General features: G+C 70.0%; 14 protein-coding genes and 1 pseudogene. 9 read left to right on the top strand and 6 right to left on the bottom strand.

Annotated elements, in window-relative coordinates; genetic code table 11:
• Window position 1 precedes the first annotated feature (1 nt).
• The gene (locus ACZ4U1_RS25205; protein ID WP_467906139.1) at window positions 2-433 is read left to right on the top strand and encodes a protein kinase domain-containing protein; all 432 of its coding nucleotides are present in this window, start codon (window positions 2-4) and stop codon (window positions 431-433) included.
• 32 nt (window positions 434-465) lie between these two features.
• Here the strand turns inward: ACZ4U1_RS25205 and ACZ4U1_RS25210 are convergent, their stop codons facing one another.
• From ACZ4U1_RS25210 to ACZ4U1_RS25225, 4 genes are all read right to left on the bottom strand, one after another.
• The gene (locus tag ACZ4U1_RS25210) at window positions 466-1,107 is read right to left on the bottom strand and encodes a hypothetical protein (protein ID WP_467906141.1); all 642 of its coding nucleotides are present in this window, start codon (window positions 1,105-1,107) and stop codon (window positions 466-468) included.
• 418 nt (window positions 1,108-1,525) lie between these two features.
• A complete protein-coding gene (locus ACZ4U1_RS25215; protein WP_467906143.1) occupies window positions 1,526-1,783 on the bottom strand; it encodes a hypothetical protein in 258 nt (85 codons plus the stop codon).
• A 245-nt stretch (window positions 1,784-2,028) separates the two neighbouring features.
• Window positions 2,029-2,574: a phosphatase PAP2 family protein gene (locus ACZ4U1_RS25220; protein WP_467906144.1), complete on the bottom strand. Its 546-nt coding sequence runs from the start codon at window positions 2,572-2,574 to the stop codon at window positions 2,029-2,031.
• A 56-nt stretch (window positions 2,575-2,630) separates the two neighbouring features.
• Window positions 2,631-3,692: a YihY/virulence factor BrkB family protein gene (locus tag ACZ4U1_RS25225; protein WP_467906145.1), complete on the bottom strand. Its 1,062-nt coding sequence runs from the start codon at window positions 3,690-3,692 to the stop codon at window positions 2,631-2,633.
• A 436-nt stretch (window positions 3,693-4,128) separates the two neighbouring features.
• Between ACZ4U1_RS25225 and ACZ4U1_RS25230 the strand changes: the two genes are divergently transcribed.
• From ACZ4U1_RS25230 to ACZ4U1_RS25240, 3 genes are all read left to right on the top strand, one after another.
• Entirely contained in the window at window positions 4,129-5,118 is a 990-nt protein-coding gene (locus ACZ4U1_RS25230) for a magnesium and cobalt transport protein CorA (protein ID WP_467906146.1), read from the top strand.
• Between the two features lie 547 nt (window positions 5,119-5,665).
• Window positions 5,666-6,076: a preprotein translocase subunit TatB gene (locus ACZ4U1_RS25235; protein ID WP_467906148.1), complete on the top strand. Its 411-nt coding sequence runs from the start codon at window positions 5,666-5,668 to the stop codon at window positions 6,074-6,076.
• Window positions 6,077-6,607: 531 nt separating this feature from the next.
• Window positions 6,608-7,117, top strand: a complete 510-nt coding sequence (locus tag ACZ4U1_RS25240; RefSeq protein ID WP_467906149.1) for a hypothetical protein — start codon at window positions 6,608-6,610, stop codon at window positions 7,115-7,117.
• 60 nt (window positions 7,118-7,177) lie between these two features.
• Here the strand turns inward: ACZ4U1_RS25240 and ACZ4U1_RS25245 are convergent.
• Window positions 7,178-7,409: pseudogene (locus ACZ4U1_RS25245) on the bottom strand (hypothetical protein); the annotation flags it as partial.
• Window positions 7,410-7,748: 339 nt separating this feature from the next.
• On the opposite strand from ACZ4U1_RS25245, the gene ACZ4U1_RS25250 reads away from it, so the two are divergent.
• The 5 genes from ACZ4U1_RS25250 to ACZ4U1_RS25270 all read left to right on the top strand — a co-directional run bounded on the left by ACZ4U1_RS25250 (window position 7,749) and on the right by ACZ4U1_RS25270 (window position 12,263).
• Window positions 7,749-8,705, top strand: a complete 957-nt coding sequence (locus tag ACZ4U1_RS25250; RefSeq protein WP_467906151.1) for a WD40 repeat domain-containing protein — start codon at window positions 7,749-7,751, stop codon at window positions 8,703-8,705.
• Between the two features lie 40 nt (window positions 8,706-8,745).
• Window positions 8,746-9,375 carry a hypothetical protein gene (locus ACZ4U1_RS25255; protein WP_467906153.1) on the top strand — a complete coding sequence of 210 codons (630 nt, stop codon included), beginning with the start codon at window positions 8,746-8,748 and terminating at the stop codon, window positions 9,373-9,375.
• 559 nt (window positions 9,376-9,934) lie between these two features.
• A complete protein-coding gene (locus tag ACZ4U1_RS25260; RefSeq protein WP_467906155.1) occupies window positions 9,935-10,951 on the top strand; it encodes a GNAT family N-acetyltransferase in 1,017 nt (338 codons plus the stop codon).
• Window positions 10,894-11,466 carry a DUF488 domain-containing protein gene (locus ACZ4U1_RS25265; RefSeq protein ID WP_467906157.1) on the top strand — a complete coding sequence of 191 codons (573 nt, stop codon included), beginning with the start codon at window positions 10,894-10,896 and terminating at the stop codon, window positions 11,464-11,466. Before ACZ4U1_RS25260 ends, ACZ4U1_RS25265 begins: the two co-directional genes overlap by 58 nt.
• A 182-nt stretch (window positions 11,467-11,648) precedes the next feature.
• The gene (locus ACZ4U1_RS25270; RefSeq protein ID WP_467906159.1) at window positions 11,649-12,263 is read left to right on the top strand and encodes a hemerythrin domain-containing protein; all 615 of its coding nucleotides are present in this window, start codon (window positions 11,649-11,651) and stop codon (window positions 12,261-12,263) included.
• A gap of 278 nt (window positions 12,264-12,541) precedes the next feature.
• On the opposite strand, the gene ACZ4U1_RS25275 is transcribed toward ACZ4U1_RS25270, so the two are convergent.
• Window positions 12,542-12,988 carry an SPW repeat protein gene (locus ACZ4U1_RS25275; protein WP_467906161.1) on the bottom strand — a complete coding sequence of 149 codons (447 nt, stop codon included), beginning with the start codon at window positions 12,986-12,988 and terminating at the stop codon, window positions 12,542-12,544.
• Between the last annotated feature and the right edge of the window lie 629 nt (window positions 12,989-13,617).

Here is a 13,617-nt window from a genome sequence, read left to right on the forward strand (position 1 = left end):
GGTGTCCGAGTTCACGACGCGGCGAGTCCACCGAGACCTGAAACCGTCCAACGTGCTGCTGTCGGCGGTGGGCCCAAGGGTGATCGACTTCGGGATCACCCGCGCCCTGGACGGGCCGGGCGCCTCGGTGCAGCCGACACAGCTGTCCGGGACGCCCGGCTGCATCGCCCCGGAGGTCCTGCGCGGCGGGCCGGTCACCGCGGCCGCGGACCTCTTCGCGTGGGGGTGCGTGATGGCGTACGCGGCCTCCGGCACGCCGCCGTTCCCGGGCGAGGACGTCTTCGGGATCCACCATCGGGTGCTGACCGAGCCCCCTGGGCTCGCCGGCCTCACCGGCCTCACCGGCCTCACCGGCCTCACCGGCCTCACCGGCACCCTGCGTACGGCCGGGCCCGGTTTCAACCTGCTGCGGAAGCGAGTGCTCCTTGCCTGACCGCAGCTCTGTCGCTCAACGAGCGGGTCCGTTCAGCTGATCGCGAGCGGCACGGGATCCAGGCCCAGCTTTCTCCGGCATGAGCCGACGGCCCGCGTGACCCAGGCGGTCATGGCGTCACGATCTGCCGCGATCGCATGAAGCTCACGCGCCTTCTCCTGCGCTTCGACCATCCATGGGGCCAGCGCATCCTCCCGAAGGACTCGTTCGAAGTGATCGCGGGCCGCGTCCGGGTCCCCGACCAGGGCGGCTGCGATCCCAGAGTCAAAGCTGTCCCAGAAGAATCCCCGCCGCACCGGTCTGGACGTCAGGTATCGGGCGACGTCCGGCAGAGCCGGAAACTTCTCCCTCAGGGCGGTCACGTTCGCGGCCGCCTGCCGACTGAGTTCGAGTGCCAGCCGCTTGAACTGGTCCTCGGTGCGAAACAGCTCGGAGCCGACCCGGACTGCATCCGCGTGGAAGGCCAAGTGGTCCACGTCGTGCCACAACCACATCGCACCGACGTACAGACCGCTGCCGGCAATCCGCGACGGGGTGAACTCCACAACCCCGAGCCACCAGCCGTGATCGTCAATCCATAGCCGCGACCGCCCGCGCTGGGCCAGGCCAAGCGGCTTCAGGGACTCCCGAGCCGCCGAGGTAATGATCCGGAGCACCGGACTGCGATCTGCCATGACCGGCATTGTCGACTGTCCCACCGACACGCCGTCGGCCGTGGTGGCACATCACCGTCGCAGAACCGTTCACCGACACGCGGCCCGCAACCACGTCATCGAGACCCTGCCCGCCCGCTCCACCGTGCTCCTGCGCACCGACGGTCTCATCGACGCCGCAGCGAAGGCTTCGACAAGGGGTACGACCCGCCTGCCACAGCGCACCGCCGTCCTCGCCCGCCAGCCCCGGACACCGTCCGCGACGAGCTCTTGACCGGACTGGCCTCCGACCACGCCGACAACGTCGCCCTCCTGGCCGTACGCCTGCCCACCCCACCCTGCTGACAAGTTCGTTCACGGCCTGTCCATCCTGGAAAACGCCGCACGCCCGCGCGGCTGCCACGACACGCGGTCGTCGATCTCGCCTCGCCCGCCCAGGTCACTCCTGCGGGTCCGCCCGCGTTCGGATTTGCTGCCAGCAGCGGTGGACGTGCTGCTCAGCCTCCCGCACAGTAAAGCCGTCGTCTGCATGTGCGGTCGGAGACGGTGTGGTCTGGTCGCTGCGGCGACGCGGCGGGTGAACGGCGCGGGCGCGCTGTACTCGGCCGCCTTGGTGGATGACCGCGGCCCGGGCGACCAGGATCGTGGCGACGACTGCTGCGGCGGTCAGCGCGGCAGCCGCGTGCTGGTCGGTCATGGCTGTCAGCGTCCTTCGTTGCGGGTCGTCATCGGTGGGAGGGGCCAGTATCCGCGTCATGGCGCCCCTCCGGCCTCCTCCGTCTGTGTCAGCCGGGCCAGGTTCCGGTCAGGGAGTACCCCGAACGGAGCAGATCAGGACACCGCCCCGGGCCACGGGTTCGCACACGCGTCAGGCGCGTGCAGGAGCGGCCGGACCCGCAACCGGCCGCGCCGGTCCCTGCTCACGCTCCTGGCGTCGATCGGCTAGAGCCAGTGGCGCAGGATCAGGCGCGGGGCGCGGTGGGTGAGCCAGGCGCCGGCCAGGCCGATGACAGCACCGGCGGCGACATCGCTGGTGTAGTGGGCGCCGCTTTGCACGCGTTCCGCGGCCACCATGGCTGCCGGCACCGTGCACAGCACGCCGGCCAGCGGCCACGCCGGGGCCACCGCGGCGGTGAAGGCGACCGCGGCGGCGGTGTGCCCGGAGGGGAAGGAGGAGGAGTCGGGACGGTCCTCGACCTCGTCGTGCGGAAACCACTCCTTCGGCGGCCGTGGCCGGTCTGCCAGCTGCTTGCACAACCCGTTCGAGATCAGCTGGGCAACGGTGAGGGCGGCCAGACCATGCACTGCCGCCTTGCGGCCCCGCCATCCGCCCCGCCAGGCCATCGCGGCAGCGGCGCCGCACCACAGCTTCGTGCTCTCCGCCGTCTCCTCGACCGCAGAGAGCACCTTGCCCACGCCCGGCGGGATACGGGAAGCCGCCTTGCTCAGCGACCGATCAGCGTCGCGCAGTCCTGCCAGAAACCTCATGCCAAGCGGATATCCGCCGCGCACCCGCCCACACTCCAAGATCAGCCCGCAGCTGATCACGTCTCGCCCAGGCGGCGCCGGTCCTCCTCGTCCCACTGCCGTGTGTCGCGGGGCTGGGTGTACGGCTCGGCATCCGGCGGCAGACCCCCGGCGATGGCCCGCTGGCGCACGGTCTCCGCGTCGAACTCCAGGCCCAGCAGGATCGCCAGGTTCGAGATCCACAGCCAGATGAGGAAGACGATGACACCGGCCATCGTGCCGTACGTCTTGTTGTAGGAGGCGAAATTGGCGACGTAGAAGGCGAACCCGGCCGAGGCGATCATCCACAGCATCAGGGCGAGGAAGCTGCCCGGCGTGATCCACCGGAACCCCTTCACCTTCGCGTTCGGGCTCGCCCAATACAGGATCGCAATCATGATGGTGACCAGGACCACCAGCACTGGCCACTTCGCGATCGACCATGCCGTCAACACGGTGTCACCGATCCCCAGTACGGTACCGGCCCGGCGGGCCAGGCCCCCGGTGAACACCACGATCAGCGCACTGGCCACTGCCAGCACCATCAACGCGACGGTCACGCCCAACCGGATGGGAAGGATCTTCCACAGCGGCCGGCCCTCCGGCATGTCGTAGACGGCGTTCGCCGCACGGATGAACGCGGCTACATAACCGGAGGCCGACCACACCGCCAGCACGATGCCGACGACCGCCATGATCGAGCCGATGCCGGCGTTGTCCTGCAGTTGCTCCACGGCCCGGGTGATGATGTCCCTGGCCGCCCCGGGCGCCAGTTTCCTGATGTTGCCCAGCACCGCGTCGGTCGCCGACTTGCCGGTGATGCCCAGCAGCGACACCAGCACCAGCAGTGCCGGAAACAGCGACAGCACCCCGTAGTACGTCAGCGCCGCCGCGCGGTCGGTCAGCTCGTCGTCCTTGAACTCCCGCACCGCGCCTTTGAGTACGCCGCGCCAGGCGCCCGTGGGCAGCTTCCCCGGCGTGTCCGGGGCCCGCTGCTCCACCTCGGTGCCCGGACCGACCTCGTCAGATGTCGGTCCCTGGTGCGCCTGCGCCTCCTCACTCGGGTGCGGCTCACGTCCGGAAAGATGCAGCTTCGCCATGCACGTCGGATAACCCCGCCGGGCCCGTCCTACGCCACGAAGGGCATCCGCTCGTATCACAAGCTCCGACCGGACGTGATCAGGCCGCGTCGCGGTACTGCGGTGACCGATCGGTGCTCGGCGGTCGGCTCGTGCTGTGGACCAGACGCAGGTGACGCCCTCGGGCGTGCCGGGCCGTCCTCGGCCGGCCCGGCAGCCGGTCCTCGATGCGGTCCGTTCCGTACAACAGCAGGCCCATCACAGGTAGCAGCAACACAGCGACGGCGATCACGGTGGCAGATCCCTCCAGCCGGCAACACTCCCTGTGTTTCCACCAGCTCCCCGGCCGGCGGCCGACACCTGTGAAGGTCTGGTGACCATCGCCGCGGGGGCGGCTTGGGGCGGCGGAACCGTGCTGTCAGGCATGGAATGCGGTGGCGGAAGCATCCGAAAGCACATGGAGTGCGTGATCTATCAGGAGCGGACGGGTCAGTGCGAGCAGATCGACTGCCGGCAGGCGGACGCCGGATGCCAGGTCACTCTGGACCGTCTGGCTGCCCTGAAACCGGACGAGTTCGCCTGGATCCGCGTGGACGAGCCCCGCCCGGAGGAACTGCAGCGGCTCGGCGACTACCTCAAGCTGCACCCCCTGGCCGTCGAGGACGCGGTCCAGGCCCATCAGCGGCCCAAGCAGGAACGCTACGGCGACGTGCTGGCGGTCGCGGTGAAGACCCTGTGGTTCGTCGAGCAGACCGCGGACGTGGAGACCGGCGAAGTGATGATCTTCCTCGGCCCGTCCTTCGCCCTCACCGTACGGCACGGGGCGCACGACCCCGCGGCCGAGGCCGCGCGCCGGCTCGCACAGCAGCCGGACATGGCCCGGCTCGGGCCCATCGCCGTCCTGCACGCGGTGAGCGATGTGATCGTCGACGCCTACACCGAGGCCGCGGCGCAGATCCGCACGGACCTGACCGAGCTGGAGCGGTGCGTCTTCTCACCTGCCCGTGACGATCTGACCGAGGAGATCTACTCGCTCAAACGCGGGGTCGTGGAGTTCCGCGACGCCATCGGGCCGCTCGTCCCCGTCATGCAGCCCTTCACCACCACGCGGGACGGCTGGCCGCGCCAGGTCCTGCCGTACTTCCGTGACGTCACCGACCACCTCACACGCACCGACACCGAAGTCCGCGCCCTGGACGACCTGCTCTCCTCCGTCCTCGACGCCCATATGGCGAAGGTCGGGACATGGCAGAACGACGACATGCGCCGCATCAGCGCCTGGGCCGCCATCTTCGCCATCCCGACCATGGTCGCTGGAATCTACGGCATGAACTTCGCCCACATGCCCGCACTCGACTGGCGCTACGGCTACCCATGCGCACTCGCCGTGATGGCACTCGGCGCAGGACTGCTGTACCGGGCCTTCCGCCGCAACGGCTGGCTGTAACCGTGAAGAACTGCACCGAGCCGGGTGTCTGCCCGCGGTCGCACCCTGAGCGGCTGACCCCCGCAGTGCCGGCACGGCCCAGGCCGCCGGACCGGTTGATCCGGAGGGCCTCGCCATCCTGATCTGCTGGACAGCGGGGACGGAGACTGCTCAGGTTGCGCCCAGCCTCAGAAGCAAGATGGTCCGAGTCGGACACGTTGCCTTCTCCGACCGCACTCGTGCGAACGAACCGCCGGCTTCGCTGTTTCCAGTCGTGATTGACCGTGCAAGCGTGGCGCAGAGCCGTCGGGGGGTCTCCGCGCAAGCTGTGACTTTGCACGCGGGTGCCTACGCCCGACCGAGAAGCAGCGTACAGCTATCAGAGCGGCCCGCGGTGGCGTTCAGGTCCCCCACCAGCAGCCTTCTGCTCCCGCGCGTCGTCTTTGCGCGACGGCTGCGGCGTACCGAAATCTCTCTTGGACCGGCGTGGTCTCGGGCAGAGACTTCCCTCGTCCCGCACCACACATGCCACCGGCACAGGCCGGTGGCCTGGATGAAGGAGACGATCGTGAAGCTTGCTCGTTTCGCCGCCGCCGTCGCCACCGCCGCAGCCCTGACGGGAGCGGCAGTCGCACCCGCCGCGGCGCAGCAGCACAGCTCCACCAGCAACCACCCGTACACCTGCTCGAACCAGGGCGGCGGCCCCGACCACACGGTGAACTGCTCCGGCCTGATCACCGTCAACAACGTGCTGAACAACACGACGGTGAACATCGGCGACATCAACGTCCTCAACGGCACCCAGCTCAACGACCTCCAGGTCGCCCTGGCCAACGTCGCCGACAACAACGTCAACGCCCCTGTCACCGTCCAGCTCACCGCGCTGGAGACGGCCGTCGTCAACACCTACCTGACGAAATTCGGCATCACGGTTCTGCCGGTCAACGTCGGCGTCTGCGCCCTGAGCATCTGCGTCTGATCCACGCGAGCGGCCAGGAGTCGCGCCTGTGAGAACACGCCCTGCTCCGCAGCAGCCGAACGTCCTCTCACGGGGATTGGTCGGCCCCGCGGCACCTCGTTGCCGGTTCCGCGCGTAAAACCGGACCGTTCCGGATCCTGACCTCACAGGAAGAGGCCAGCGCCCGCCGAGGTGTGTTCAGGAAGAGCTCGTTTCACCGTTCGAATGGTCTGCCCCGCACGGATCCGGCCGGGGCAGACCATTGCGCCGTCCGTCCGGATTCGGGCCTGTTGAGGTTGCAGATGGCGCGAGTGCTTCACGGGATGCCTACCGGGCATGCGGGAGGTCAGCGTGGCATCCACCGTGGGTGGCGGGGAGCGTCGACTGGGGAATGGCTGTGACCACCCTCGACCTGGCCACAGTCGGCATTCCGCGGCGGCCTCCCCAGCTGTCGCGTGGGAAGACACCTCATCCGGTCAAGCCGTCAAGCGGAGCGCTGTCCACGACGGAAATCGCGTACTCGATGCGGACACAGCCTGGGAGGCTGTGCGGATGACTGAGACGACCCCTCATGACGCCGACCGTGCCCGATTCACCCGCCAGGCGCTGGCACGCCTGGTCCTCTGCGATCACGCCGTGGACGTCGCCGATGGCGCCGCTGGCCTGGTCGCCACCGAGAACGACCGTGACACCGGTCCCGGGGGCCGGGTCAGCCAGGCGTTCCAGCTCCTCGAACTCGCGGAGCGCGCCCTGGTCTCGGCCGTGATCTACGAACGCGAGCGAGGCAGCTCCTGGACGGAGATCGCCCAGTACCTGGGCATCGGTCCAGCGGAAGCGGAAGAGCGCTTTGCCTCGGACCTGGACGGCTGGAACACGGCCTTCGAGGTTCCCTACCGGCTCGACGACACCGGTCGAAAGCGCGTACCCCAGCTGCCCACGGCAGCGTATGACCCCGCTTGGGCCTGCGACCGGCTCGATACCTGGGCCGGAAACCGGCTCATTCTTGTCAACGACGAGCGTCCCGTCAGCTCCGGTCTCGCCATGGCTCTGTCAGAGGAGTAGCGCCCCCTGATCACCCTGCAGCGGCTTCCTGCCCTGCGGGGAAGGCGATCGACTCGTCGAAGACAACACGGTTCTCGAGGCAGTGGTGGAGCTGGCCGAGCACGCGGTTTCGATGGCCACCGGGATCGGCGACTCGGCACTGTCACCGTGGTCGGCCAGGAGGTCAGCAGGAACTGGTAACCGTCCCGGTCGTCTCGATACGGCACTTGGCCAGCAGCTTGCCGCTGTTGTCGATGATCGCGACGTCGTGGTGAACGCCAGCACGCGGGGCCGCAAGGCGCACTAGTTCCAGGACTCCAAGGTCCGCCACCCCATCAGCCGTGCGCGGCACCGCCAGACCGCACGGGCGCACGCCGTGTCCAGAGTTCAGGGCTCGCGAGGAAGAAGGCGTCACCGTACGGCAGCTCCTCCGTCGAGGATCTCCAATCCGACGCTGTGGTCGGCCGCCCACCTCGACAGCCCGGCCACCGGTACATCAGCGCGACGGCCGAACCGGTAGCGGTCCGGCACGCACATGCGGTCCGCAAAATGCGTAACCGATCTACGCAGCAAGGCGGTTGTCATGACTGCGCACGCCCCGAAGGATCAGGGCAGCACAACAACACAGGGCGTCGGTGCGTGGGAGGGCAGGTTGGGCAGATTCCGGTTCCGGCCCAGTTACGAGGCGGTGTGCGAGGTGACGGTCGGCGACCGCCGCCTGGTGGCTTACTCAGGGCACCGCAAAGTGATCCGGCTCGCCGACCCGTCGGCCCGCGAGGACATCGCGGTGATCTCCAGCTCGCGCGCATGGATCCGTGCACTGTGCGAGGTCCCCGTGGACGGCGGGACGCGGCTGGCGTCCGGCGGCCGGCGCGGCGTCCTCTGTCTGTGGAACCCCGGCGCGCCGAGCGAACCCCCGGTCCGGCTGAAGGGTCATCGCGGCTGGGTGAACGCTCTGTGCACCGTGTGCGTTTCCGGGCAGGAGCTGCTGGCGTCGGCGGGCGCCGACCGCGTCGTACGCCTGTGGGATCCCAGTGACGGCAGCCTGGTGCGCGCGATCGACACCGGTTCCGGAAGAGGGTGGATCTTCGCCCTGTCCACGGTACGGACGGGCGGCCGGACGCTGATCGCGGCCGGGCACGGCCTCGGCTCCGTGACCGTCTGGCACCCCGAGTCGGGGCAGCGCCATGCGGAGCTGACCGGGCACCGCGGATTCGTGTGGACGCTCTGCGAGGTCTCCGACGGCGACCGCACCCTGCTGGCCTCGGGCGGCCGGGACGGGATCGTGCGGCTGTGGGACCTGGAGGAACGCCAGGAAGCGCGGGCGCTGACGGGAGGCAGCGGATCGGTGTACGCCCTCTGCCAGGCGGACGTCGGTGAGCGCCGGCTGCTCGTGGTCGGCGGCGACGGCCCCGGGACCGCCGTGCGGGACCCTTCCACGGGCGAGCACCTCGGCGCCCTGGGCACGGACCTCGCCGGGCTGCTCAGCGGACACGGCTGGGCCCGGGCGGCCTGCCAGGTACGGCCCTTCGACGGGCCGCCACTGGTCGTCACCGCGGGCTACGACGACGCCCCGCGGGTCTGGGACGTGGCGAAGGAGCTCTCATGACGGCACCGGGGCCCCTGGGGCAGAGCCGGGTCAGGTGGCAGTGAACGCCGCTTACGGCGCCGTGCTGGTGTCCCTGGCGTTGGCGCTGTGGGACCTGCTGCGCATCTTGCGACACGACCCGCCCCGCTGGCGGGACCGGCTGAGCCTGGGGGTGTGGGCCGGGGTCGGCACGTTCGCCGCCGAGCGCTGGACCCCGGGCTGGATGGCGGTCGTCGCCTGGGTGATTGCCGGGTTCTGCGTGCTGGGTGCGGTCGTGGCCACCGTCCTGCAGACCGTGGTCCCCTCCATCCCGGTGGTCGAGGAGCAGCAGCTGCGGCAGCGCGTGCTCGCGGTGTGCGGACCGGACGGCCCCGAGTCGACCACGGTGGGGGTCTCGAGCACCGGATTCGTCGCTGTCCGGACGCGAGGGGAACGCCTTCCCGTCATGGCCGCGCGGCTGGAGCGCGGCTGCCCCTTCTGTTTCGTCGAGGAGATCCTCACCGCCGTCGGTGAGGATGCGGAGCGCGCTGTCGAGCGGTACCGCGGCGAGCGCTCCCACGGCGTCAACGCCATGGTCGTGCTGACCCGTGCCTCCACAGGTGGCCGCCGCCGGCGAGCCGAGATCCTCCCGATGACCGGCAACCGCAAGCCGTTCCCGCACGCGGGGTGTCTCACGCACGCCCTGCTCTGATCGCCAGGCGGGCTCATCGGGACGGCGTGCCCGAGGGCTCCGCTGGTCCTCCGGTTCGACCCGCGCTCAGAGGAAGGCCGACCGTGCTGCCTGTGCTGCCACCAGCGCGCAGTCAGCCGGCCCGGACGGCGAGCAACTGAGCCCGGGTGTAGGTGGTCGTACGGTCGTCGGGGGTGTCCCATAGCAGTTCGACCAGGCCGCGCGGTGCTGCCGGGTCATTCGGGCGGGCGGCGGGGGCGGAGATGTCGTCGAGGAGGACGTCAACGAGGCGGGCGAGGGCGTGGCAGCCGTTGCCCGAGTAGCCGACAGCCTTCCCTCTAGGGCGCGAGCCAGAGGGTGCCGTCCTGGGTGCGGATCCAGCAGGTGTGGCCGCCGCCGGTGAGGATGAGGGCGGCGAGCGGCTCGCGGGTGTGCAGGCGCTGCACGCTGTAGGTGTCGAGGCTGGCGTTGAGGCTGCCCGGGGCGCGGTGGAGTGCTCTGTCTGCACGGCCTGTCTTTGGCGACTTCGTGGCCGCCCCGGAGCAGTTCCTCGGCAGCTCGCCGGGCTGTCCGCCTGCGGGTGTTCACCTCCCCGGGCCAGGAGCACCTGGCCGAACTGGAACTCCACGTCGACCCCGCACACCGCCGCCTGGGAACCGGCTCCCGCCTGCTGTCGGCGGTCGTGGCGGCCTGCCGGACCGAGAACCGGCGCAGCCTGATCGCCGCGGTCGCGGCCGACGGCCCGGGCGAGGCGTTCAGCGAACGCCACGGCTTCCGCCGGGCACTCACCCTGGACCACCTCATCCTGCGCCTCGACGGGCCGACCGCGGCCGACCTGCCGCGGATCGCCGATGCCGAGCACCCCGGCTACCGTCTGACCGACTGGACGGGAACGGTCCCCGACGACCTCGCCGACGCCTTCGCCGAGGCCAAGAACGCGATGAACGACATGCCCGTCGGCGACCTGGACTACGGCAGCGTCGCGTGGGACGCCGACCGCGTCCGCGCCATGGCCGAGGTGATCGCCGGCCGCGGAGACACACTGCTGACCATCGCCGCCGTCCACGTCGACGGCACCATGGCCGACTACACCGAGATCCTGCTCCCCCGGGGCTCCGGGCCGCGTGCCCAGCAGTACGACACCGCGGTCGTGCCCGCGCACCGCGGCCACGGGCTCGGCCTGTGGGTCAAGGCCGCCATGGTGGGCCGGCTGCGCGCCGAGCATCCCGGTGTCGTCGAGATCGAGACGGACAACGCCGAGGACAACGTCCACATGCTCGCGGTCAACCGCGCCCTGGGCTTCCGCTCCTCCGCCGCACCCGCGAACTCCAGCTCGACATGCCGGCCACCTGATCCGTACGACGAGATCCACAGCCCGATCCGTCATCCCTCTCCAAGCCGCGGGCAGGACCTCGGCGACGTCGAGCATCCCGGCCTTCGAAGGCCGCAGGCACCGGCCCGGGGGAGGCCGGCGCATGGACGAGGCGGCGGAGGGACCAGCCGAATGGCGCGTCGGCCGGCGCGTGGTGCACTCGGTGTATGGGCCATGTCCGGAACGGGCCCGCGGGCGGCACGTCCCCGCCGCGCCTGGAGCTGATCACGTTCGGTCACGGCACGGCCGGCCGGACCACGCTGGCCGAGCTGCTGCGGGAAGCCGGCGTCACGGCCGTCGTGGACGTCAGGACCGCGCCGGGCAGTCGCCGTGATCCGGACCTGTCACGTCAGCGGCTGGCCCAGTGGATGCCCGAGGAGGACATCGCCTACCGGTGGGAGCGGCGGCTGGGCGGGTGGCGCAAGCCGTCGCCGGACTCACCCGACACCGTGTGGCGCAACGACTCCTTCCGTGGCTACGCCGCCCACACACGCAGCTCGGAGTTCGTCACCGCGATGGGTGTCCTGATGCGGCAGGCAGGTGAGGGGCGTACTGCGGTGATGTGCAGTGAGGCGGTGTGGTGGCGATGCCACCGGCGCTTGATCGCCGACTTCGCCGTCCTGGCCCACGGCGCGCTCGTTCTGCACCTGATGCACGACGGACGCCTCACGGCGCACGCCCCCACGCCAGGTGTGCGCCTTCGCGGTGACGGCCTCCTGGTCTACGACGCCGGCCCCTGAGCAGCCCGGTGAGGTCACCCGCCCGGGAGGCACCCCCGTCGGTACGACGGCCCGCGCCAGTAGCCGTGCCACGCAGCGCGGCGCCCTTCTGGACGCATCAGGAATGCCGGAGGATTCGGGCATATCCGCGCGGGAAACCCGTGATCGAAAGAGACCCGCACCCAGAGGCGAAAGGGCCCGACATGGCTGACGACGTCATCAGCATGCTGACCACCGACCACCGCGAGCTGCAGCGCCTGTTCGACATGATGACCAAGGACAGAAGCTCCCGTCCGCTGGCGCTGCCCCTTGCGGTTGCCATGCTGGAGGCCCACAGCGAGGCGGAGGAGGAGCAGGTCTACCCGGTTCTGGCCCGTGAGGCCGGCCAGAAGCAGGAGGCCGAGCACGCCGCCGAGGAGCACCACGAGGCCGAGAGCCTCGGTAAGCGGCTGCTCGGCATGGATGTGGAGAGCGAGGAGTTCGACCGGGCCCTGGAGCAGTGGACGAGCGCCGTCCTGCACCATGTCGAGGAAGAGGAGAACAGCATCCTGCCCGCGCTGAGGGAGGCTCTGGAGCCCGCGCGGCTGCAGGAACTCGGGCTGGCCTTCGCGCAGCGCCGGTCCCAGGCACTGGCGGGCCGGCGTGTCGGGGCCGGCGGCGCCGAGGCCGGCTCCGGCGGGCAGCGGGGGGCCGGTGGGGAGACCCGGGAGGAACTGTACGAGAAGGCCCGGGAACTGGGTGTCGAGGGGCGTTCCTCGATGAAGAAGGAAGAGCTGGCCGAGGAGGTCCACCGCGCCGAGGGCGGCACCGGCGGCTGAGCGCACGAGGGGTCAGCGGCCATGGCACGCGAGGGGTCAGCGGCCATGGCGCGCTCCCGGCCGGTGGCGGGCTTCCGGCCGGCCCCCGGCGCCGGGCCACCGTAGATCACCCGCCGACGGCGATCACCATCACCGGGATGTCCCGCCGACGGCGATCACCGGGATGTCCCCGTCGGCGGCGATCACCGGGATGTCCCCGCCGACGGGTCCGACGGGTCCGACGGGTCGGCGCCTGCGCCGTGCCGGCGTCCGCGGCGGTCCATGGACGACGCCTCCTCCTATGAGGCGGTCATACGGCCTTCGGCCCGCGACGGCCGCCGTTCACCGGCGACGGAGCTCGCGGCCAGGCCCAGCAGCAGGCCGAGGACTCCGACGATGACGTTGTTCACCACGGTCCTGGTCGTGCTGACGTCCCCGGCGACGACCCAGGGCGCGATGACGGTCCACAGGCCCAGCGCGCAGGCCGCCCAGGCCATGCTGTGCGTACGTTCGTACGCGCGGCCGAATCCACCGCTCATCAGCAGGGCATAGGTGATGCCGACGATCAGGTTCGTGACCGCCAACGTCGACAGGTTGCTGAATCCCGCTATCCACGGGGAGGCGGCCAGATACACCCCGGTGAGCAGAGCCAGCGTCTCGATGGCTTGCGCCCTGGGCGTACTGGTGGCCCGTTCCGCCATCTCGTGGCGGTTGCGCATGGCGATGATGTCGGGATGGGTTTCCATCGGCGACCTGGGAGAGGTTGTCACTCCCCTCACCTCCCACAATTCCGTCGGGATACGTGCCGGCCCACGAGTACCCCCGTGCCCCGGTCACCGAACCGACCTGCCGCGCCCACGCCTGGATGCCGCGCCGGCGACGCACGGCCACGGTGGCGGCGCACCCCTCCACGGCCGTGACCATGAAGCGGGCAGGCACTGGCAGGCGCCCCGGCCGACAATGGCAAGTGACCACGGTCAGCCGTTTTCGTCACTCTCCGTTTCGGATAAGACCAGCCAACTAAGCAGCTGAGCAGGCCAGTTCACTCAGAGTTTCCATAATCGGCCGACGGTCGACTACGCCGAGTTCCGTGCGCGGTCAATTTGTCCTGGTCACAGCTTTGGCACAGGTGACGCGTATCCCTGGTGTTCATCACCGGTTCCCTCGACAGGATCGCTATCGAACCTTGATCATGACGTCATCTCGGCTGCAGCCGAGGCGATTTCGCGGCGTGCGGGTCCCATGAAGTCCCGCGCCGGAGTGATGGCCCAGAACGGCACCCAACGAACGAAAAGGCTGTCACTCCCATGGCCGGACGAGTATGGGAAAAATGGGGAATCATGCAGCAAGCGGACGCCAAGAGGCCCGGGAGCAC

The organism is Streptomyces sp. NPDC028928 (assembly GCF_055564915.1).

Excerpts from the sequence above, each read along its gene's own strand:
- ACZ4U1_RS25225 (WP_467906145.1), bottom strand. The coding sequence starts at position 3,692 with ATGGCGAAGCTGCATCTTTCCGGACGTGAGCCGCACCCGAGTGAGGAG.
- ACZ4U1_RS25230 (WP_467906146.1), top strand. The coding sequence starts at position 4,129 with ATGGAGTGCGTGATCTATCAGGAGCGGACGGGTCAGTGCGAGCAGATC.
- ACZ4U1_RS25265 (WP_467906157.1), top strand. The coding sequence starts at position 10,894 with ATGGGCCATGTCCGGAACGGGCCCGCGGGCGGCACGTCCCCGCCGCGC.
- ACZ4U1_RS25220 (WP_467906144.1), bottom strand. The coding sequence starts at position 2,574 with ATGAGGTTTCTGGCAGGACTGCGCGACGCTGATCGGTCGCTGAGCAAG.
- ACZ4U1_RS25240 (WP_467906149.1), top strand. The coding sequence starts at position 6,608 with ATGACTGAGACGACCCCTCATGACGCCGACCGTGCCCGATTCACCCGC.
- ACZ4U1_RS25275 (WP_467906161.1), bottom strand. The coding sequence starts at position 12,988 with ATGGAAACCCATCCCGACATCATCGCCATGCGCAACCGCCACGAGATG.
- ACZ4U1_RS25270 (WP_467906159.1), top strand. The coding sequence starts at position 11,649 with ATGGCTGACGACGTCATCAGCATGCTGACCACCGACCACCGCGAGCTG.
- ACZ4U1_RS25210 (WP_467906141.1), bottom strand. The coding sequence starts at position 1,107 with ATGGCAGATCGCAGTCCGGTGCTCCGGATCATTACCTCGGCGGCTCGG.
- ACZ4U1_RS25215 (WP_467906143.1), bottom strand. The coding sequence starts at position 1,783 with ATGACCGACCAGCACGCGGCTGCCGCGCTGACCGCCGCAGCAGTCGTC.